27 protein-coding genes and 1 tRNA gene are annotated in these 17,752 nt (G+C 63.0%); 16 read left to right on the top strand and 12 right to left on the bottom strand.

Annotated elements, in window-relative coordinates:
- The first annotated feature begins 63 nt into the window (after positions 1 to 63).
- Entirely contained in the window at positions 64 to 579 is a 516-nt protein-coding gene (locus SIDU_RS19685; RefSeq protein ID WP_158514633.1) for a cytochrome P450 family protein, read from the top strand.
- Between the two features lie 18 nt (positions 580 to 597).
- Here SIDU_RS19685 and SIDU_RS14120 read toward each other — a convergent pair whose 3' ends face one another.
- The 6 genes from SIDU_RS14120 to yajC all read right to left on the bottom strand — a co-directional run bounded on the left by SIDU_RS14120 (position 598) and on the right by yajC (position 5,924).
- Complete coding sequence (locus SIDU_RS14120) at positions 598 to 1,362, bottom strand: IS6-like element IS6100 family transposase (protein WP_001389365.1); 765 nt, start codon at positions 1,360 to 1,362, stop codon at positions 598 to 600.
- A 39-nt stretch (positions 1,363 to 1,401) separates the two neighbouring features.
- The gene (locus SIDU_RS14115; protein ID WP_007681860.1) at positions 1,402 to 2,475 is read right to left on the bottom strand and encodes a Ppx/GppA phosphatase family protein; all 1,074 of its coding nucleotides are present in this window, start codon (positions 2,473 to 2,475) and stop codon (positions 1,402 to 1,404) included.
- 102 nt (positions 2,476 to 2,577) lie between these two features.
- A complete protein-coding gene (locus tag SIDU_RS14110) occupies positions 2,578 to 2,922 on the bottom strand; it encodes an MTH938/NDUFAF3 family protein (RefSeq protein WP_073507200.1) in 345 nt (114 codons plus the stop codon).
- A 53-nt stretch (positions 2,923 to 2,975) separates the two neighbouring features.
- The gene (gene secF / locus SIDU_RS14105) at positions 2,976 to 3,962 is read right to left on the bottom strand and encodes a protein translocase subunit SecF (RefSeq protein ID WP_025771335.1); all 987 of its coding nucleotides are present in this window, start codon (positions 3,960 to 3,962) and stop codon (positions 2,976 to 2,978) included.
- Positions 3,963 to 3,977: 15 nt separating this feature from the next.
- Positions 3,978 to 5,579: a protein translocase subunit SecD gene (gene secD / locus SIDU_RS14100; RefSeq protein WP_007681878.1), complete on the bottom strand. Its 1,602-nt coding sequence runs from the start codon at positions 5,577 to 5,579 to the stop codon at positions 3,978 to 3,980.
- Positions 5,580 to 5,588: 9 nt separating this feature from the next.
- Entirely contained in the window at positions 5,589 to 5,924 is a 336-nt protein-coding gene (yajC, locus tag SIDU_RS14095; RefSeq protein WP_007681879.1) for a preprotein translocase subunit YajC, read from the bottom strand.
- A gap of 190 nt (positions 5,925 to 6,114) precedes the next feature.
- On the opposite strand from yajC, the gene SIDU_RS14090 reads away from it, so the two are divergent.
- The 3 genes from SIDU_RS14090 (at position 6,115) to SIDU_RS14080 (ending at position 7,147) form a co-directional block, all read left to right on the top strand.
- Positions 6,115 to 6,191, top strand: a tRNA-Pro gene (locus SIDU_RS14090).
- Positions 6,192 to 6,327: 136 nt separating this feature from the next.
- A complete protein-coding gene (locus tag SIDU_RS14085; protein WP_007681880.1) occupies positions 6,328 to 6,867 on the top strand; it encodes a glycoside hydrolase family 108 protein in 540 nt (179 codons plus the stop codon).
- A 10-nt stretch (positions 6,868 to 6,877) separates the two neighbouring features.
- Positions 6,878 to 7,147, top strand: a complete 270-nt coding sequence (locus SIDU_RS14080; RefSeq protein WP_007681881.1) for a 3TM-type holin — start codon at positions 6,878 to 6,880, stop codon at positions 7,145 to 7,147.
- 46 nt (positions 7,148 to 7,193) lie between these two features.
- On the opposite strand, the gene SIDU_RS14075 is transcribed toward SIDU_RS14080, so the two are convergent.
- A complete protein-coding gene (locus SIDU_RS14075) occupies positions 7,194 to 7,517 on the bottom strand; it encodes a LysR substrate-binding domain-containing protein (RefSeq protein ID WP_007681882.1) in 324 nt (107 codons plus the stop codon).
- 48 nt (positions 7,518 to 7,565) lie between these two features.
- Between SIDU_RS14075 and SIDU_RS14070 the strand changes: the two genes are divergently transcribed.
- The 4 genes from SIDU_RS14070 (at position 7,566) to SIDU_RS19680 (ending at position 10,194) form a co-directional block, all read left to right on the top strand.
- Positions 7,566 to 8,330: an IS6-like element IS6100 family transposase gene (locus SIDU_RS14070; RefSeq protein ID WP_001389365.1), complete on the top strand. Its 765-nt coding sequence runs from the start codon at positions 7,566 to 7,568 to the stop codon at positions 8,328 to 8,330.
- A gap of 158 nt (positions 8,331 to 8,488) precedes the next feature.
- Positions 8,489 to 8,872 carry a hypothetical protein gene (locus SIDU_RS19910; protein WP_202969600.1) on the top strand — a complete coding sequence of 128 codons (384 nt, stop codon included), beginning with the start codon at positions 8,489 to 8,491 and terminating at the stop codon, positions 8,870 to 8,872.
- Positions 8,873 to 9,343: 471 nt separating this feature from the next.
- Positions 9,344 to 9,667 carry a hypothetical protein gene (locus tag SIDU_RS14055; protein WP_007686647.1) on the top strand — a complete coding sequence of 108 codons (324 nt, stop codon included), beginning with the start codon at positions 9,344 to 9,346 and terminating at the stop codon, positions 9,665 to 9,667.
- Positions 9,668 to 10,020: 353 nt separating this feature from the next.
- Entirely contained in the window at positions 10,021 to 10,194 is a 174-nt protein-coding gene (locus SIDU_RS19680; RefSeq protein ID WP_158514632.1) for a hypothetical protein, read from the top strand.
- A gap of 6 nt (positions 10,195 to 10,200) precedes the next feature.
- On the opposite strand, the gene SIDU_RS14045 is transcribed toward SIDU_RS19680, so the two are convergent.
- On the bottom strand, positions 10,201 to 10,824 hold the full coding sequence (locus SIDU_RS14045; RefSeq protein ID WP_007686644.1) for a hypothetical protein: 624 nt from the start codon (positions 10,822 to 10,824) through the stop codon (positions 10,201 to 10,203).
- 255 nt (positions 10,825 to 11,079) lie between these two features.
- Here SIDU_RS14045 and SIDU_RS20250 point away from each other — a divergent pair, with 255 nt between their 5' ends.
- Positions 11,080 to 11,208, top strand: coding sequence for a hypothetical protein (locus SIDU_RS20250; RefSeq protein WP_257787140.1), 129 nt, complete (start codon positions 11,080 to 11,082; stop codon positions 11,206 to 11,208).
- 106 nt (positions 11,209 to 11,314) lie between these two features.
- On the opposite strand, the gene SIDU_RS14040 is transcribed toward SIDU_RS20250, so the two are convergent.
- The gene (locus tag SIDU_RS14040; RefSeq protein WP_007686642.1) at positions 11,315 to 11,788 is read right to left on the bottom strand and encodes a hypothetical protein; all 474 of its coding nucleotides are present in this window, start codon (positions 11,786 to 11,788) and stop codon (positions 11,315 to 11,317) included.
- 11 nt (positions 11,789 to 11,799) lie between these two features.
- Positions 11,800 to 12,381: a thermonuclease family protein gene (locus SIDU_RS14035; RefSeq protein WP_084191201.1), complete on the bottom strand. Its 582-nt coding sequence runs from the start codon at positions 12,379 to 12,381 to the stop codon at positions 11,800 to 11,802.
- 154 nt (positions 12,382 to 12,535) lie between these two features.
- Between SIDU_RS14035 and SIDU_RS14030 the strand changes: the two genes are divergently transcribed.
- From SIDU_RS14030 to SIDU_RS14020, 3 genes are all read left to right on the top strand, one after another.
- The gene (locus tag SIDU_RS14030) at positions 12,536 to 12,751 is read left to right on the top strand and encodes a hypothetical protein (protein ID WP_007686638.1); all 216 of its coding nucleotides are present in this window, start codon (positions 12,536 to 12,538) and stop codon (positions 12,749 to 12,751) included.
- Positions 12,741 to 13,235 carry a DUF3489 domain-containing protein gene (locus SIDU_RS14025; RefSeq protein WP_007686636.1) on the top strand — a complete coding sequence of 165 codons (495 nt, stop codon included), beginning with the start codon at positions 12,741 to 12,743 and terminating at the stop codon, positions 13,233 to 13,235. The genes SIDU_RS14030 and SIDU_RS14025 overlap by 11 nt, the downstream gene beginning before the upstream one ends.
- A gap of 95 nt (positions 13,236 to 13,330) precedes the next feature.
- Positions 13,331 to 13,903, top strand: coding sequence for a hypothetical protein (locus SIDU_RS14020; RefSeq protein ID WP_007686635.1), 573 nt, complete (start codon positions 13,331 to 13,333; stop codon positions 13,901 to 13,903).
- Positions 13,904 to 14,037: 134 nt separating this feature from the next.
- Here SIDU_RS14020 and SIDU_RS19675 read toward each other — a convergent pair whose 3' ends face one another.
- Positions 14,038 to 14,223 carry a hypothetical protein gene (locus tag SIDU_RS19675; protein ID WP_158514631.1) on the bottom strand — a complete coding sequence of 62 codons (186 nt, stop codon included), beginning with the start codon at positions 14,221 to 14,223 and terminating at the stop codon, positions 14,038 to 14,040.
- Between the two features lie 39 nt (positions 14,224 to 14,262).
- Here SIDU_RS19675 and SIDU_RS14010 point away from each other — a divergent pair, with 39 nt between their 5' ends.
- From SIDU_RS14010 to SIDU_RS13995, 4 genes are all read left to right on the top strand, one after another.
- Positions 14,263 to 14,826 (top strand): hypothetical protein, encoded by a 564-nt coding sequence (locus tag SIDU_RS14010; protein ID WP_007686633.1) that lies wholly within the window; start codon positions 14,263 to 14,265, stop codon positions 14,824 to 14,826.
- A complete protein-coding gene (locus SIDU_RS14005; RefSeq protein ID WP_007686631.1) occupies positions 14,804 to 15,550 on the top strand; it encodes a terminase large subunit domain-containing protein in 747 nt (248 codons plus the stop codon). The genes SIDU_RS14010 and SIDU_RS14005 overlap by 23 nt, the downstream gene beginning before the upstream one ends.
- On the top strand, positions 15,547 to 16,239 hold the full coding sequence (locus SIDU_RS14000) for a hypothetical protein (RefSeq protein WP_007686629.1): 693 nt from the start codon (positions 15,547 to 15,549) through the stop codon (positions 16,237 to 16,239). The genes SIDU_RS14005 and SIDU_RS14000 overlap by 4 nt, the downstream gene beginning before the upstream one ends.
- A gap of 145 nt (positions 16,240 to 16,384) precedes the next feature.
- A complete protein-coding gene (locus SIDU_RS13995) occupies positions 16,385 to 17,134 on the top strand; it encodes an MT-A70 family methyltransferase (RefSeq protein ID WP_073507197.1) in 750 nt (249 codons plus the stop codon).
- On the opposite strand, the gene SIDU_RS13990 is transcribed toward SIDU_RS13995, so the two are convergent.
- A complete protein-coding gene (locus SIDU_RS13990) occupies positions 17,058 to 17,657 on the bottom strand; it encodes a MunI family type II restriction endonuclease (protein ID WP_007686624.1) in 600 nt (199 codons plus the stop codon). The two genes, SIDU_RS13995 and SIDU_RS13990, sit on opposite strands and share 77 nt — an antisense overlap.
- Positions 17,658 to 17,752 lie beyond the last annotated feature (95 nt).

The raw sequence follows: 17,752 nt of genomic DNA, 5'->3' as shown, positions 1-17,752 counted from the left end.
GAACGTGTTCGCAAAATCGCATTTCGACAGAACCGGCCCGCTTCGCCTTAATGCCGGCATGCGGTGAGACGCAAGACCGGCCGGCACGAACCGTCCGACGAGCTCACGACAAGAGAGATCATCCACCTGGTCGAGCGAAGGCTCGGCCAGTCCATGATGAAGCATCAACCTGGAGAGGTGACCATGACGAGCGAGACGACATCCGGCGAACAGAGGCCCGAGCGGCGCTGCCCGGTCGCGCATGACTTCGATCCCTTCGAAGGCATGCCGCATGCTTTCTTCGCAGACGCGCGTCGTGATCGCCCGGTCTTCTTTCATGAGGGGCTGAACGCCTATGTGCTGACCCGCTACGAGGATTGCCGGGCGTTGCTCACCGACACGTCGGGACGGGTCAGTGCGCGGCCGGCGGTGATGCAGCATCTGAACGTCGCGCCGAGCCCGGCGGCGATGAAGATCATCGCCGATGCGGGCTTCCCCCGCGTGCCCGGCCTCGTCGATGTCGACGGCGCCGTGCACCAGCTCAACCGCCGGGTCACCCAGGCGGGCTCTGTTGCAAAGATTGGCGGCAGTCAGAGGTAGGCTGTCGCTCTGCGCCGATCAGGCGGCTGCTGCGAAATGGTGGTTGAGCATGCCCATGGCCTCCGTCAGCGCCGAGGGCCCAATGCCAAAAGCTCTCTCCACAAGGCGCACCTCGCCCCTGATGCCGGGCTGCAGGCACCAGGGGCGAGCCTGTCCTTTGCGCAGGGCTCGCATGACTTCGAATCCCTTGATCGTGGCATAGGCCGTGGGGATCGATTTGAAACCGCGCACCGGCTTGATCAGTATCTTGAGCTTTCCGTGATCGGCCTCGATCACGTTATTGAGATACTTCACCTGCCGGTGGGCCGTCTCCCGGTCCAGCTTTCCTTCGCGCTTCAATTCGGTGATCGCTGCACCATAGCTCGGCGCTTTGTCGGTATTGAGCGTGGCAGGCTTTTCCCAGTGCTTCAGGCCTCGCAGGGCCTTGCCCAGGAACCGCTTCGCTGCCTTGGCGCTGCGGGTCGGCGACAGGTAGAAATCGATCGTGTCGCCCCGCTTGTCGACTGCCCGGTACAGGTAGGTCCACTTGCCCCGCACCTTGACGTAGGTTTCATCCAGGCGCCAGCTCGGATCAAAGCCACGCCGCCAGAACCAGCGCAGCCGCTTCTCCATCTCCGGGGCGTAGCACTGGACCCAGCGATAGATCGTCGTATGGTCGACCGAAATGCCGCGTTCCGCCAGCATTTCCTCAAGGTCGCGATAGCTGATCGGATAGCGACAATACCAGCGCACCGCCCACAGGATCACATCACCCTGGAAATGGCGCCACTTGAAATCCGTCATCGTTCCGTCCGTCCAATCTCCGCCAAGCATGCTCAAGCTTCACGATTTTTGCAACAGAGCCCCCTCGCGAATGCCGCGATCAGCCACGCCCAGGCGCTGGGCGGGCCAGATGTCGAGGATGGATTCCAATATGGCGCAGCCCGCCACGACCAGGTCGGCCCGCTCCGTGCCGATGCAGGGCAGCTTCTGCCGCTCCGCCAGGGGCATGGAGGACAGCCGCGCAGAAATCGCCCGCATCGACGTCGACGGCACGATCAGCCCGTCGATCGCCTGCCGGTCGTAGCGCGGCAGGTCGAGATGCAGGCTGGCGAGCGTCGTCACCGTGCCCGACGTGCCGAGCAGGCGGATATCGGCCTGCGGGGACGGCAGGCGGCGGGCCAGCGGCGCGAAGGCATCCGCCACGCGGGCGCGCATCCGGGCATAGGCCGCCAGCCGGTCCAGGGGGTCGGCATGGTCGAAGGGTTCGCTTTCCGTCAGGGAGACCACGCCCCAGGGCGCGCTCACCCAATCGACGATGTGCGGCGCGCCGGCGCTGTTGGCGTTCACCAGCACCAGTTCGGTCGATCCGCCGCCAATGTCGAAGATGAGCGCGGGGCCGTCGCCCGGCTCCAGCAGCGCGTGGCAGCCCAGCACCGCCAGCCGCGCCTCCTCCTGCGCGCTGATGATGTCGAGGGCGATGCCGGTTTCGCGATAGACGCGCTGGATGAATTCGGCCCCGTTGGAGGCGCGGCGGCACGCCTCCGTCGCGACCGAGCGGGCCAGGGTGACGTGCCGGCGGCGCAGCTTGTCGGCGCAGACGGACAGGGCGGAAATCGCCCTTTCTATGGCGGCGTCGCTGATCCGGCCGGAGGCGGCAAGCCCCTCCCCCAACCGCACGATTCGCGAAAAGGCGTCGATGACGACGAAGCCGTCCGCCGAGGGCTTGGCGATCAGCAGGCGGCAATTGTTGGTGCCAAGGTCGATGGCCGCGTAGGAGCGGCGCCCGCGTAGCGGATGAGGCAGGGTGAGGGCCGCAGCCTTGCTCCCATTGCCCTGACCGGAACGGACCCCCTTGCCCGAAATTCCGCCGGCCGGGCCGGAACTCTGCGGCGATGGGCGGCTGTGCTGCACCATGGCCGTATCTCTTTTCTTCTTCGCCAGCGCCGAAAAGCGCCGGAACTTGGCGACAAGAGTAGGCAAAGGAAGAGGAAAGCGCAAGGCGGGGCGGACGCCCCTTCAGACAAGTGGCATGAGCGCCGCGACGATCCACCGATCCTCGGCGCGCAGCACGCCCCAGGCGCGGGCGGCGGCGCGGCTGTCCATCGCCTCCACGCCGATGCCGCGTCCTTCCAGTTCGCGCACGAAGGCGCGGGGCGGCTGTCGCAGGCCCGCGCCGGTGCCGACCAGCAGGAATTCGGGCTGGATTTCAAGGTCGAACAGGTCGCCCAGATGCGCCACCGTCAGCGCGTCGATGGCCGGCGCGTCCGGCCAGGCGAGCGCCCGCACCGGCGAGAGCAGCAGGCCATCGGGAAAGACATCGTCCCTGACCCGGAAGCCGCGGCCTGAAAAGCCGGTGACGATCGGCCCCTGCCCCGCGTCATCGCGGCGCAGTTCGATGCCGGAGCGGTTGCCGTTCAGGGCCGCGCCCCGTCGTCGCGCGGGCCCATGCGCTCGGCCTGGGCGGCGATATTGGCCTTGCTCGCCTTCTTCTCCGCCGTGGCGGGGGACAGGCCCAGGCTGATCAGCAGCGAGGAGGAGACATAGACCGACGAATAGGTGCCGACGATGATGCCCAGCATCATGGCGGCCGTGAAGCCGCGCAGCACATGGCCGCCCAGCAGCAGCAGCGCGCCCAGCGCCAGCAGCACGGTGACGGAGGTCATGACCGTGCGCGGCAGCGTTTCGTTGACCGACAGGTCGATCAGCGCCTTCATGTCCATCTTGCGATATTTGCGCATATTTTCGCGGATGCGGTCGTCGATCACCATCTTGTCGTTGATCGAATAGCCCACGATGGTCAGCACGGCGGCGACGATGTTGAGGTCGAATTCGAGCTGGGTGACGGCGAAGAAGCCCAGCGTCATCAGCACGTCGTGCATGATCGCGACGAAGGTCGAGACGCCGAACTGCCATTCATAGCGGAACCAGGAGAAGATCGCGATGCCGATCACCGCCAGCATCACCGCCAGCACGCCGTTCTGGATCAGTTCGCCCGACACCTTGCCCGACACCGTGTCGTAGCGGGAGAAGGTGACGCCGGGGAATTCGGCCGTCATCGCCTTGCGCGCCTTTTCGACGATGGCGTTGGCCGCGCCCGCGCCGCCCTGTTCCGGCAGAGGCAGGCGGATCTGCACCGTTTTCGGATCGCCGAACTGCTGGAGCGAGCCGTCGCCCACGCCCAGCCGGTCGATCACGCTGCGCACCCTGTCGGTCTGGGGCGGGGTTTCGAACTTCGCCTCTATCATCAGGCCGCCGACGAAGTCGACGCCCAGGTTCAGCCCCTTGTAGAAGGTCGCGCCGACCGCCAGCACCGTCAGCAGCGCCGTCAGGGCAAAGGCCCAGTGGCGCAGCTTGACGAAGCCGATATTGGTGTTGTCCGGGACGAGCTTAAGCAGTTTCATGTTTCTCTCCGCCCGTCAGATGTGGATTTCGGTCGGGCGCTTGGCGCGGACCCAACGCGACACCAGCAGGCGCGTGAAAGTGACGGCGGTGAACACGCTGGTCGCGATGCCGATGAGCAGCACGATCGCGAAGCCCTTGACCGGACCCGATCCCAGAGCAAGCATGATGCCGCCGGCGATGGCGTGGGTCACATTTGCCTCGAAGATGGTGCGGCTGGCTTCCTTATAGCCATGTTCGATGGCCTGCACGACCCCGCGGCCGCGCCGCCGCTCCTCGCGGATGCGTTCGTAGATCAGCACGTTGGCGTCGACCGCCGTGCCGATGGTCAGCACGAAGCCGGCAATGCCCGGCAGCGTCAGCGTCGCGCCCAATATGCCCATCACGCCCAGGATCACCAGCACGTTGATGGCGACGGCGAGGTTGGCGTACATGCCGAAGCGGCCGTAGCTGACGAACATGAACGCGGCGACGGCGGCGACGGCGATGACCGAGGCCATCAGGCCGGCGCGGATCGAATCGGCGCCAAGCTGCGGCCCGACCGTGCGTTCCTCCACCACAACGAAGTTCACAGGCAGCTTGCCCGAGCGCAGCGCGATCGCAAGCTGGTTGGCGCTTTCGACGGTGAAGCTGCCGCTGATCTGCGCGCTGCCGCCCAGGATCGGTTCGTTGATGTTGGGGGCGGACAGCACCTGGCCGTCCAGGATGATGGCGAAGGGGCGGTTGACGTTCTGCGACGTCACCTGGCCGAATTTGCGCCCGCCCGCGCCGTTGAAGCGGATGTTGACGATCGGCTGGTTGCCGGTCTGGTCATAGCCCTGCTGCGCGTCTGTCAGGTCTTCGCCCGACACCATGACCTGCCGGTAGACGGCGATCACCGGCGGTCCGGCGGGGTTGGTCGGGTAGGGCAGAACTTCGCTGCCGACCGGCGCGCGGCCCTGCGCGACTTCGGCGGGGTTGGCGTTGACGTCGACCAGCTTGAATTCCAGCTTCGCGGTCTGGCCGAGCAGATCCTTGAGCGCCTTGGGATCCTGAAGGCCGGGCACCTGCACGACGATGCGGTTGTCGCCCTGCTGCTGGATGGTGGGTTCGCGCGTGCCCATTTCGTCGATGCGCTTGCGGATCACCTCCGTCGCGACTTCCATCGTGCTCTTGACGGCGTTGTCGATGCCCGCCTTGGTCGGCGTGATGACGATGGTGGAACTGTTCACCACCTCCACATTGAAATCGCGCTGGCCGGTGAGGCCCGCACCCTGGGTCAGCGGCCGGATGCGCTCCACGGCGGCGTCGACCTGCGACGGGTTGCGCACCATGAAGCTCAATTTCCCGTCGCGGCTAGAAATGTCGCCGATCGCGATCTTGGTGTCGCCCCGGCGCAGTTCCGTGCGGACCTGCTCCTCCATATTGGCGATGCGCTGCTTCGCCACGTCCTGGGTCGAGGCTTCGAGCAGCAGGTGGCTGCCGCCCGACAGGTCGAGGCCCAGGTTCACGCGGGTCTGCATGAATTTGGGCAGTTGCCCGACCACCGAATCCGGCAGGAAGCTCGGCACGGCGCAGGCTATGCCGATCAGCAGCGGCAGCAGGATCGCGACGACAGCCCAGCGAGGGAAGTTCAGCATGCGTGCGGCTCAGTCGTTCGCGGGTTTGGCGGTGGCGGGGTCGATCACGTCGGTCAGGGTGGACTTCACCGCCTTCACCTTCATGCCCGGCGCCAGTTCGACATCGGCGTAGAATTCATCGACGCGGACCACCTTGCCGACCAGACCGCCGCCGGTCACGACCTGGTCGCCCTTCTTCACGGCGTCGATCTTGGCCTTATGCTCCTTCATCTTCTTCTGCTGCGGACGGATCAGCAGGAAATAGAAGACGACGAAGATGAGGACCAGCGGGGCCATCTGAACCAGCATGGAGGCGCCGGAGGATTCCCCGCCCGCGGTCTGGGCAAAGGCTGGAGATATGAACATGGTTGGGACTTTCGCCTTATTGTCTTGTCCAGTCGCGGGCGCCGGATAAACGCCCACCGATCAAAGGCGCGCGGCTAACACAGATCGCACGGCAGAGGCAACATGATTAGGCTTTGGGACGAATGCGCAAAAAGCCTGCATCGAATGGCTTGCATATTCCCCAAACTGCTTCTAATTGCGCCGCTCCGGTCGGGACGTAGCGCAGCCTGGTAGCGCATCACACTGGGGGTGTGGGGGTCGGAGGTTCGAATCCTCTCGTCCCGACCAAATTTCCGGCAGGGCCTTTCCGGCCTGCCGGCCTTTTCCCATTGTCTTCATTTCGCCTGCGTCGCCGCTTTTCGGCTGTCCTACAGATAACCAAATGGGATAAATGATCTGTCTTTCCGCAACAGGAGGGCGTTTCATGGATATTGCGGCTCTGATCGACGAGGTCATCGCGCGGGAGGGTGGTTACAGCAACCATCCGGCGGATCGCGGCGGACCCACTCATTTCGGCATCACCCAGGCCGTGGCGCGGGCGAACGGCTATGGCGGCGACATGCGGGCGATGCCCCGGACGGTCGCCGAGGCGATCTATCGCAGGCTCTATTGGGAAAGGCCGGGCTTCGCCTTCGTCGCCGAACTGGCGCCGGCCGTGGCGGAGGAGCTGTTCGACACGGCGGTGAACATGGGGCCGGGCACTGCCGGCGGCTTCCTGCAACGGGCGTTGAACGCGCTCAACCGCAACGGGCGGGACTATCCCGACCTGAAGGTGGACCAGGCCGTGGGCGCGAAGACGATCGCCGCGCTGGGTGCCTTTCTGGCCGTTCGCGGGCGGGCGGGCGAGAAGGTGCTGCTCAAGGCGCTCGAAGCGCTCCAGGGCGAGCGCTATCTGGCGCTGGCCGAGAGCAGGCCCGCCAACGAGGCCTTTCTTTACGGCTGGCTCGCCAACCGCATTGGTTAGAAGAGGGAGCATGACCTCTTCACGCAGGCGAATCGCGGGGGATCGGTGGACGCTGCGGGCGCGGCCGGCCTTTCTCTATGTCATGTACGGGTTGCTGCTGTGGTCGGTGCCGCTGGGGCTGATCGGCGGGGTGCGGCCCGACGTGGCGGCGGGGATCATCCGGGCGATGCATGCCTATTTCAACGCCCTGCCGGAGCCGCTCTATGCGCTCTTCGGCACTGGCTATCTGGGCTATACGGCGGCGCGGGCCTGGGGGAAGGCCAAGGGGGTGGAGCGGTAAGGGCTTCGGCCTTTTACCGTTTTCCGTGTTCCTGCGCAGGAGCACGCTACATTTGGGGCGGGTACGAAATCGGTTCGCCCGGAAACTTGGCTTTCAGAAAATCCAGCACCACCCGCGCCTTGGGGGCCAGGCTTTTGTGGGAGGGGTGGACGGCCGCTATGTCGAGCGGGGCGATATGGCTGTCGGGCAGGACCGGCGCCAATCGCCCCGCCGCTATATCGTCCCGCACCCGCACGGCGGGGAGCAGGGCGATGCCGAGGCCGCTGAGCGCGGCGCGGTGGACCGCTTCGCTGCTGTCGCTGCGGAAGGCGCCGGCCGCCACCCTTTCCCGCCCGTCGATCGTCCAGCGCGCGGGCAGGCTCTGTTGCAAAAATCGTGAAGCTTGAGCATGCTTGGCGGAGATTGGACGGACGGAACGATGACGGATTTCAAGTGGCGCCATTTCCAGGGTGATGTGATCCTGTGGGCGGTGCGCTGGTATTGTCGCTATCCGATCAGCTATCGCGACCTTGAGGAAATGCTGGCGGAACGCGGCATTTCGGTCGACCATACGACGATCTATCGCTGGGTCCAGTGCTACGCCCCGGAGATGGAGAAGCGGCTGCGCTGGTTCTGGCGGCGTGGCTTTGATCCGAGCTGGCGCCTGGATGAAACCTACGTCAAGGTGCGGGGCAAGTGGACCTACCTGTACCGGGCAGTCGACAAGCGGGGCGACACGATCGATTTCTACCTGTCGCCGACCCGCAGCGCCAAGGCAGCGAAGCGGTTCCTGGGCAAGGCCCTGCGAGGCCTGAAGCACTGGGAAAAGCCTGCCACGCTCAATACCGACAAAGCGCCGAGCTATGGTGCAGCGATCACCGAATTGAAGCGCGAAGGAAAGCTGGACCGGGAGACGGCCCACCGGCAGGTGAAGTATCTCAATAACGTGATCGAGGCCGATCACGGAAAGCTCAAGATACTGATCAAGCCGGTGCGCGGTTTCAAATCGATCCCCACGGCCTATGCCACGATCAAGGGATTCGAAGTCATGCGAGCCCTGCGCAAAGGACAGGCTCGCCCCTGGTGCCTGCAGCCCGGCATCAGGGGCGAGGTGCGCCTTGTGGAGAGAGCTTTTGGCATTGGGCCCTCGGCGCTGACGGAGGCCATGGGCATGCTCAACCACCATTTCGCAGCAGCCGCCTGATCGGCGCAGAGCGACAGCCTACCTCTGACTGCCGCCAATCTTTGCAACAGAGCCCCGCGGCCCGCCTTGACCGGATCATTGAGCTTGTTCGCGGGTCCAAATTCGGAATCCACGACCTAAGCCGCTGCAAGTCCACTACTGCGAACGAATACGCTCGGATGAACATGCCGTTCGAGCTTGGCATCGACCATGCGTGCCGCCGCTATGGTGGTGGGCAGATGGAAACCAAGATGATCTTGGTGCTTGAGCGCACTCGCTACGATTATCAGAAGGCGCTTTCCGACATCTCAGGCTGGGACATCCAAGTTCACGGTGAGGACCACCAGAAAGCCGTGCGCCGCGTTCGCGACTGGCTCGTTGATCGAGCGGGAGCAGAGGCTATCGGGGCCGCGAAGATTCTTGGCGAGTATGCCGCTTTTCAGGAATGGTACTGGGAGCGCGAGTTGGCGACCGGCGCGGACGAGGATGACATCAAGGAATATCCAACGAACCTGATTCTGCGCGCGATGCACGATTGGATCGACGCCGGGAAACCACTCTAGCCGGTGCCACGGTAGCGGGCGGTTGCAACGGTAGCTTGGTCGATCTCAACACTAATCGCTATCAATAGATGGTTGGATGTATCGTCCATCCATCCAATTATCTTTTGCGCGAAGTCTTGCGGAACTGGCGGTCGACCGTCCCGACCGTTGCAGTCCGCTGCTATACCGAGTCCCACTCCTTCCGCTGGCTCCGCGCCAGCCGCAACCGAAGCGCGGATCACCTAAACCGCCCGTGGCAGGCGTGTGCCGGTCGCTTTCTGCCACAAGCTCGGCGGCGCAAAGCAAGTAAATTGGCGCGATCACCTACGCACTGCCTACGCAGCGCAGCATTAGTCCGGGGAAATCGGCTGATCGTTCAAGCGGTTCGCCAGCCGCGACCCCAACCTTGATTGGGTTGGAGTGCAAAAGACGCTTGCTTGTATAGGGTCATGTAGATATATAGCCCCTTATCACATAAGGAGGTGCAAAGGCATGACTACTCTCACGGCAAATGACATCAATCTGGTCCTCACCCTTTTGGGGGCGGCACGCGAGAACTTGGACCGCATCGAGAAAAAGCTCCGGCCTTCGGAATCACAGCCGGGCGACGACCTCGATCCCGGTAATCCGTTGAACAAGATCGGCGACAACCTTTCGCCTCGCGGTGTCGAGGTCTGCTACCGCCTCTACGATCAGGGCAAGACTCGGTACGCCGTCTCGCAGGCCCTAAAGATCAGTTACGGCGCGGCCACGCACCGCTTCCATGCTTGGGAGAAGCTCGGCGGCGTGAACCGCCAGCGCCAACCGCTGGAATAGCGCCCCGGTTGATCGCTCCCGGCGATGGCGACGATGATGCGGGCAGCAACGGAGATCAGCATGTCCGCGACCATCATCCCGCTCACAGACCCGCAGAACGGCGAGACGGCTTCGCCCCTGTGCTCACCCCTCCAACCGACGCATCGCGCGTCTCTGACCGGCGCTAGGCGACCTCTGTGGATGTTTGTCCGGCGATGGGTCGAAGGACTAGGCTGGCTGGTAATCGTCGCCTCGATCATAGCGGCGATCCTATGAAGGCCCTGATCACTCCCGCGCGCGGTAGGCCCTTCCATCTTTGGTGGGAGGGCCGGGTCGTTGCCGACACCCGAAGTAGCGTCGCCCGCCGTGCCGTCATGCTGCTCAACGGCGAACTGGACCTGCCGACGAGCCGAGCCAATCCGGGCGGCACGGACAGCCATTGGACACAGCCAGGACGGTTGATGACGCCTGACGACTTCCTGCTGACGGTCGGATCGCTCGTGGACCGCCTAGACGGCATCCTGACCGTCGATCTAGTCGCTTCGTAGCGGGCGCTATCCGCCAGCTTGCGGCTTTGGAGGCACCCGTTTCGGTTTGTAGCCCCCACGTTGGCGCGCGCACGGGCCGAGGTTCCGGCTAAAGCCTGACCGTTTCCCGATCACAATTCCCTGATCGACGTGCCGAACGCCGAGGTGCGCCGCCCAAGCGGGGTCGACCCCTTTCAGAACGTAACGTCGCAGCCCAATCAGATTGTGGATCGGTTGAACCTTGATCGCTCCAGCGTCGGGAGCGCCGCCGGTAAGCGACGCCAGCCAATCACCGACTTTCCGCTCGAAGCTGCGGCCACAATCCTTCGGGACGTGCACGAGCCAGTGGGCGGCAATCTGCCTTCCACCGGCTTCCATCGTCCAAACATAGGTTGGGACGACCCCTTGAACATTGCGGGCCGTTCTACGGAGCCAAGGGGCGAACCGCTCGCACAGCATTTTCCTGAAGGTTCGGCTCTCTTGGTTATCGTTGCAGCCGGTAAGGTTGAAATTGACGGTCACGAGCCGGTTGAGCGGCAGGCCGATCATCTCGCAGTAGCGCGTGGCATGATGCAAATTCACCGCCGGACGCCGATTGATATGGCGGGTCACACGATAGGTACCGCCGTTCCACACCCGTTCCCTGTTCATACGCAACTGTTCTTATCTCAGCCATATATACTTTGGAAGAGAGAATGCGCGGTTGAGCACAAATGCTGGTAGCGGATCGGCCACGCATCCCCAAGATTCTGTGCCGGTTAGCGAAAAAGGACTCGACTCCGGGGACCGCGTTCGGAATCCTACAGCCGGGTCCAAGCCCTGCATCCGCCGAGCCTGTCGCGAGGGGCACACGCGGTGCTCCTGGGCGGACGGCCCATCCGTCTGCTTGAGGCGTGGAGAAATCCCATGAGCAACAAGCGCGGACGGGATGCTGGCAGCGGCCAGTTCATTCCGGTCAAGGTCGCGATCAACCGCCCGAAGACGGCGATTGTCGAGACCTTCAAGACGGACAAGAACGGTCGGCCTGTAAACTGAACCGTTCTTAGACGTTGAGGGGTCGCCGGGGTTCCTTGTGAATCCCGGCGATTCGTCCGTCAAGGGTCCTTATTAGCATCAAGGCCGACACCGGCTCGGGTGTAGCTTACCAATCCTCTTTCTTCGGACCCGCTATCACGCAGGCAGCAACGGCATCAGCGGACGCCTTGAACGCCGCCTCGGCCTTCTTCCACGGCGATCCCCACCACTTTCCGATGCCGCCCCAACCGCCGCCCATGTCGTTGAACATTTCGAGGCCGGTTTGGCTTATGCGGAACCGACCGTCGCGCGCCTCGAAGGTAAACCGGCTGCGTATCTGCCAGTCGTTCAATTGAGTGAACCTCAGGGCATTCTGAGCGACCACTATCCCATTATCGAGGTCGCTGCTCACGATCTGGGGCGCGTTGACCGTGCCGGAACGAAGGTTCTGCGCTATGCACGTCTGCGCCCGCGTGGCGATCTCCTTCGGCGTTCCCGGCGTCTGGTAAACCTGACTCGTCACTTCGGTCAGATACTCGGCGGCAGCGGCAGGCGATGCCAACGCAGTCAGGACGATCACAGCAGCAACGCGACGAACCATGTTCCCCCCAATCAACACCAAGGTCGACGCCCGCCCGCATACCAGCGAGCAAGGCCTTCGCTTACGAGCGTGTCCCCGACGCTCTCCCCATTGACGAGCACGATCCGCAGCTTGCGCCCGTAGGTGTCCTCGTCCCGGTCGATACTCTGCAACGTGATCGACCCGCTCTCAAGCAGCTCCTCAAGCCGTCTCGTTGCTCGATCGCCAAGCTCCTTTTCGGACGCGCAGCGGTAATCGTGGGTCTCTGGCGCATCTATGTCGGCAATCCTGATCTTATCGCCTTTCAGCCAGATCGTATCGCCGTCCACGACGCAGTTATAACCGGCCCCGACATGACAGAAGGAGAAGCTGGTGCGCTCGCCAGTCCCAAAGCTCGCCGCGGCCTGCACCTGTACCGGCTTCCCGATCCCATCGAGCCAGCCCGCGCCATAGGCGGTGCCGAGTAGCGCAGCCCCGCCCCACAGCGGAACAAACGCCAGCCACCCGCCGCGCCGTCGCTTCCTAGGCAGTTCAGGCGGATAGGCGTTCGCACTCGTCCAGCGCGGCTTGCGCCCGCCGAATTGTCCCCGAACCACGTTGCCTCGTCGCCGCATTGGGCAACGCTAAGCGGAACTAGGCACTTCCTCAATCACCGGCACACCTGATCGCAGCCATCCTTATCGTGATCTTCGCCCGAACGCGCGGACGGGCCGGGGCAGCGACCTTTCTCCTTGTGTCGCCGCCCCGTTCCTCAATCGGAGAACGATCATGGCCGCACTCGAAAGCGACCGCCTCGACCATGTGACGACCAACTGGGATGCCGCGACGAGCACGTTGCTCGCCCATGCGCTGCCAGTGTTGCGGGTGACGGAATCATTCCCCGGCGGCAGCGTCACCCTGATCTGGCGGAATGAGCCGACGCCGGAGCAGCAGATGCAAGCCAACCGCCTGATCCGGGGCGTCGTTCCGACACATGCTTGGTGATCTCGGCTCGCTCGCAGCCGGTGTCATCTACCAAGCATGGGCCGACGCTGGCGCTGGCATCGTTCGCGGAGCACGGCGAGCGGAGAGCGAGAAGGATCGGCATGAAGCGGCGCGCTTCCTGACGGCCGATCACGGCCCTTGGGCGCAGTCGCGAAGACATTGGGCGGAGATTGCTGGCGTCTGTCCCGATCAAATCCGACAACGTGCTTTGGAGGCGCTCGGGCCGAAGGTGCCAGTGGAACAGCCGTTCGCACCCGTTCCGCAGCGGATGCCTCGCCCCGGCACAAAGCTCTCGGCTCTCGTCGAACTGCTCCGCCACCCCGAAGGGATCACGTTTGACGAGATGCAGGAGCGTTTCGGCTGGTCGCGAGTGACTTGCTCGACGGCGATCTCGGGCGATCTCCCACACAAGTTCGGCATCCGCAGCAAGCGCGGACCTGATGGCCGCTACCGGCTAGTTCAGGTGGAACACGCCTCTACCTAGAAAGCCGGTCACGCCGCTCCGCCTTGTCCTCGCATGATCGGTACGAAGGCGGGGTGCCTTGTTCGGTCCTCTCCGCCCAAACCACGGAGACAATCATGGACCTCGAACAACTCCTAAAGAACATCGACGCCTTCAAGGCGCGGCTGGACACGCTGGAAAGCGAGCTTGCAGCAAAGAACATCGAGCTTGAGCGCGTGACCACGAACAGGGACAGCATCCTCAAGGAGAAGCGCGCCCTCGAAGGACGGGAATCAGAGAGTGAGTTTGACCGCCGCCTTCGCGAGTCCGCGATGCCGTCGCACATCAACCACGGCGAGATTCGCCTGTCGCGCGAGCAGGCGCGCAGTGGGCAGGCCTACCGCGAAGCGAAGGCGCAGGCCGAAAAGCTGGGCGTGCCGCTGCGCATCGTGGACGAACACGCGCCTGCGCCGCAGCAGGGCAGGCGTTCGAGCCCGGTTAAATATGTGAAGGACGCGGACGCTGGCGTTCTCTACGTCAATGCCGACATGATCTCACGGCATGGACAGGCGCGCTGCCGTCAGATCGCAGCGGAGCAGGGCGCATCCACTGTCCGCGCTTTCCGCTCGGTCGAAGACCTGCCGGCGCCGATGCAGCAGGCCCATGCGCAGGCGATGGCTGATCGCTCGAATTTGCTCGGCGGTGAGTGATGCTTACGCCGCTCTACAGGGCCTTGTGCGAGGCTGCGCTGCGGCGTGACGGAGTGCTAGAGCCGAGCGTTAACGCCACCGGCTGCTTCCGCGACGAGTCAGGCGACCTGCTGCAAGCCGGGGACGGTGTTGCTCTAATTCTGCAAGCGCTCGCCTTTGCCGACGCGGCGACGGGTGCGACCGTTGGCCGCGAAGTCTGCCAAGCGCTCGCGAAGCAGCACGGCATCGAGGGATTGGAAGCGCGATACGATGTTGAGCGCAGCAACGGTCATGGCGTCATCTCCGGTGATCTCATTGATGCCCTGCACGATGCGACCCACGCCCTCGCTGCTCAACCCTCGATCTAGGAGGCACCTGACATGGAGCAGAAGAAGAATGGGCGGAAATGCACCGTCTGCATCCATCCCTTCCGCGCAAAGATCGACCGCTTCCTCGTCACCAAGGAAATGTCGCACCGGGCAATGGCGGCCAAGTTCGACCTTCATTCGGATGCGCTGCATCGCCACCTGAAAGGCCACGTCAGCGAGGAGCAGAAGCGCCAAATCCTGCTCGACGTGAAGCGCGAGGCGGATCAGGCGGTCGCGGACGAACTGAACGGCGAGGCGGTCGAGATCAAAGGCGGCCTCGCGCGCATCGTCCGTGAACTCGAAACGATCCTGAATAAGGCGAAGGCGCGCGGCGACGATCCGCTGGCGCTCGTCTCGCTGCGCGAACTTCGGTCCACGCTGCTCGATCTCGCCAAGGTCTATGGCTCGCTCAAGTCGGAGCTGACCGTCAACGTCAACCTCAACGACTCCCCGCAGTGGCTCGCGTTGCGGGAAGTCTTGTTCGATGTGCTGTCACGCCACCCGCAGGCGAAACAGGACTTCATCGAGCGCGCCCGCTTCCTGCGGCTCGAACATGCTCGACACAGCCCTTCTTGATTATCTCGACGGCCTGCACGTCGCGCTTGATCCCTCCACCCGCTTTGAGCGGGTGATCGGGGAGCCTGACGACTGGCAGCGCGACTTCCTGTGCTCGACGAGCGAGTTTGCGCTGGTCCTCTGCTCGCGCCAGGTCGGCAAGAGCACGTCCACGGCCTGTCTCGCTTGGGCGGCGATGAGCCTCGGCCAGATGGTGCTGATCGTCGCGCCATCGGAGCGGCAGTCGAAGGAACTGCTGCGCAAGGTCATCGACTTCAAGAATGCCGATCCGACCGCGCCGCGCGTCGTCCGCTCGACCCTGACAGAGCTAGAGCTTGCCAACGGCGGGCGCTGCCTCGTTGCTCCGGCCTCGTCTGACACGATCCGAGGCTTCACCGTCGATCTGCTGATCGTCGAGGAAGCCGCCTTCGTGCCGGATGAGGTGATCACGGCCATTCTGCCGATGCGCAAGGAAAGCGGGCGCGTGGTGATGATCTCGACGCCAGCAGGCCGCCAAGGGATCTTCTACGATCTGTGGCAGGCGGGGAAGGTGCACCGCATCTTTGCGCGCTCGGTCGATATTCCGCGTCTCAAGGCCAAGGTGGACTTCGACCGCCGCTTCATGCCGCTCGTGAAGTTCCGGCAGGAGCATCTTTGCGAGTTTCTTGGCTCCGGCACTCCTTTCTTCGATCCGCTCTCGCTCGAGACCGCGATCACCACCGACATGAAGGCCCTCGTCCTATGAATTATGTCCACCAAGGCGACTGCGTCATCCTGCCGACTGGCAACGATCCCGCTATCCAGCGCGTCACCGGCCATCACCGCTTCCACATCGGCCTCGATCTCGGCCAGAGCGATCCGACCGCCATCGTGATCGTCGAGGATAAGCAGTACCCGGTCTGGGCGGATGCCCGTCAGACCCTAGAGAAACGGCAGCGCTCGATCGTTTACGCGGACAGGATAACAGACACCCGCTACGTCGAGATTGCGCGTCACGCCGCAGCACTGACGCAGCGCTCGCCCATTGCTGATCGTTGGACGCTGACAGTGGACGCGACCGGCGTTGGCCGCGCCTTCGTGGACGTGCTGGCTGACATGCGGATCAAGCACATGCCGGTGCAGATGGTCGGCGGGACGACGATCACAAACTCCGGGCGGTTCACCAACGTCGCAAAGAACCTGCTGATCACGTCCCTCGCGGGCGCGTTCGAAACGCAGCAGCTGACCATCGCCGCCGATTTGCCCCTGAAGAACGATCTGCTGACCGAGCTTGAGTCCTTCTCAGTGAAGTTCACGGCGGCCGGAAATCAGGTCTTCGAAGGCGGCGGGGCGGGGCACCATGCCGACATGGCGATTGCTGCCGCGCTGGCGTGGTTTCGCTCGGAGCAGCACCACGGCTTCGTCGGCGAGGGCCAGCTTGAGGGCTGGTACTAGCGACCCTTGGTTTTCCCCATCTTATTTCTGCGCCCACAACGATTTACGGTTCAGCAACCTGCAGGACTGGGTTAGCTTGGTTGATGATCCGGTGAGCATTGCTTAATGGAACAGAACGAGAACTTATGATGTGCTGCGAGGGACGATGAATCAGGAATCACCGAGGTCCGGTTATGCATTGTATGATCCAGAGGCGAAGCGCCGGAGGGTGAGGAACACTCTAGCGGACCTTTATCCAGAACTTCCAAGTGAGAAGTTCTCGATCATCTACGCCGATCCGCCGTGGGATTATGGCGGGAAGATGCAGTTCGACAAATCTGCGATTAAGCATGAGAACCCGGGTTTCAAAAAGGGTGTCTTCATCAGTTCGGCCGACTTTAAATATCCGACCCTGAAGACTGATGAATTAAAGAAACTAGACGTCGCCAGCATCGCGGAGGACGACTGTCTTCTATTTATGTGGGCAACGAATCCACACTTGGCGCAGGCAATCGAACTAGGTCAGGCTTGGGGTTTTGAGTACAAGACAGTTGCATTTGTTTGGAACAAGATGGTTCACAACCCCGGAAAATACACCGTCTCCTATTGTGAGCTGTGTCTAGTTTTCAAGCGAGGTCGAATTCCTAATCCTCGCGGCGCGCGCAACATTAAGCAACTCGTTGAAGTGCCTCGCGGTCAGCATAGTGAGAAGCCGAAAGAGATTCGGCGCAACATCGAACTGATGTTCCCACATCATAAGCGAATCGAGCTGTTTGCTCGACATACGGAGCCGGGCTGGGCCGTATGGGGTCTGGAGGTGTTTCCTGACGACGTGATCGCTAGGCCAGAAGAGGCCGGAGGTGCTCGTCGAAATGGCGCAAAAGAGCAGTTGGATCTGAATTATCGCGCCACATGAAATAATGGCCCGGGTAGCCATCGTACCATAACGTGATCTCGCGCACCCGGCACGGGTCGCGCGCAATGTCGCCCTGAAACACTGTCCAGAAAGGCAGTGCGTCAGGGCCGAGGTTGCCCCGTTTCCTGAGAGTCTTCAGCAGGCCGGGCGTGAAGAACTTATTGGACCTCTCGTGCGCGTTCCCGCGACCGGCGCTGCGCGGTTTGCCTTCAACCCAGCCGTCTTGCCTTTTCACCTCGACGTAAAGGGTCTTGCCCGCGCCTTTGTTGTCGATTGCATAATCCGGCGTGATCCCATGCTTGGTGATGCCGCACTCCGGATTGTAGATTTCGGCTATCACGTCATCGGCGAGTGGCACGTCTACGTAAATGTGCTTGAACTCCTGCGGCTTGGCCCGGATCGAAAGCTCCGTGCCTCTAAACGCTTCGGTGAAAACGGCGAAGAAACTTTGCTCGGCAAAGCCCGCGTTGGCCCCGCTATAGTCCTGCCAAACCGCACGCCCCCTAAGTGCTTCAGTACCCATGCCACTCCACCTTTGTTGAAGGGGCAACTTACCAAGCGGGGTTGTTCAGGCAAGGGCATGATGAAAAAGGGAAGGCTGAGCCACAACGCCCGAAC

It is taken from the genome of Sphingobium indicum B90A (genome assembly GCF_000264945.2).
In the GTDB taxonomy this organism is placed as follows: Bacteria; Pseudomonadota; Alphaproteobacteria; order Sphingomonadales; family Sphingomonadaceae; genus Sphingobium; species Sphingobium indicum.
Note: the sequence above shows the minus strand (reverse complement) of the source record. Positions and strands in the feature narration are given on the sequence as shown.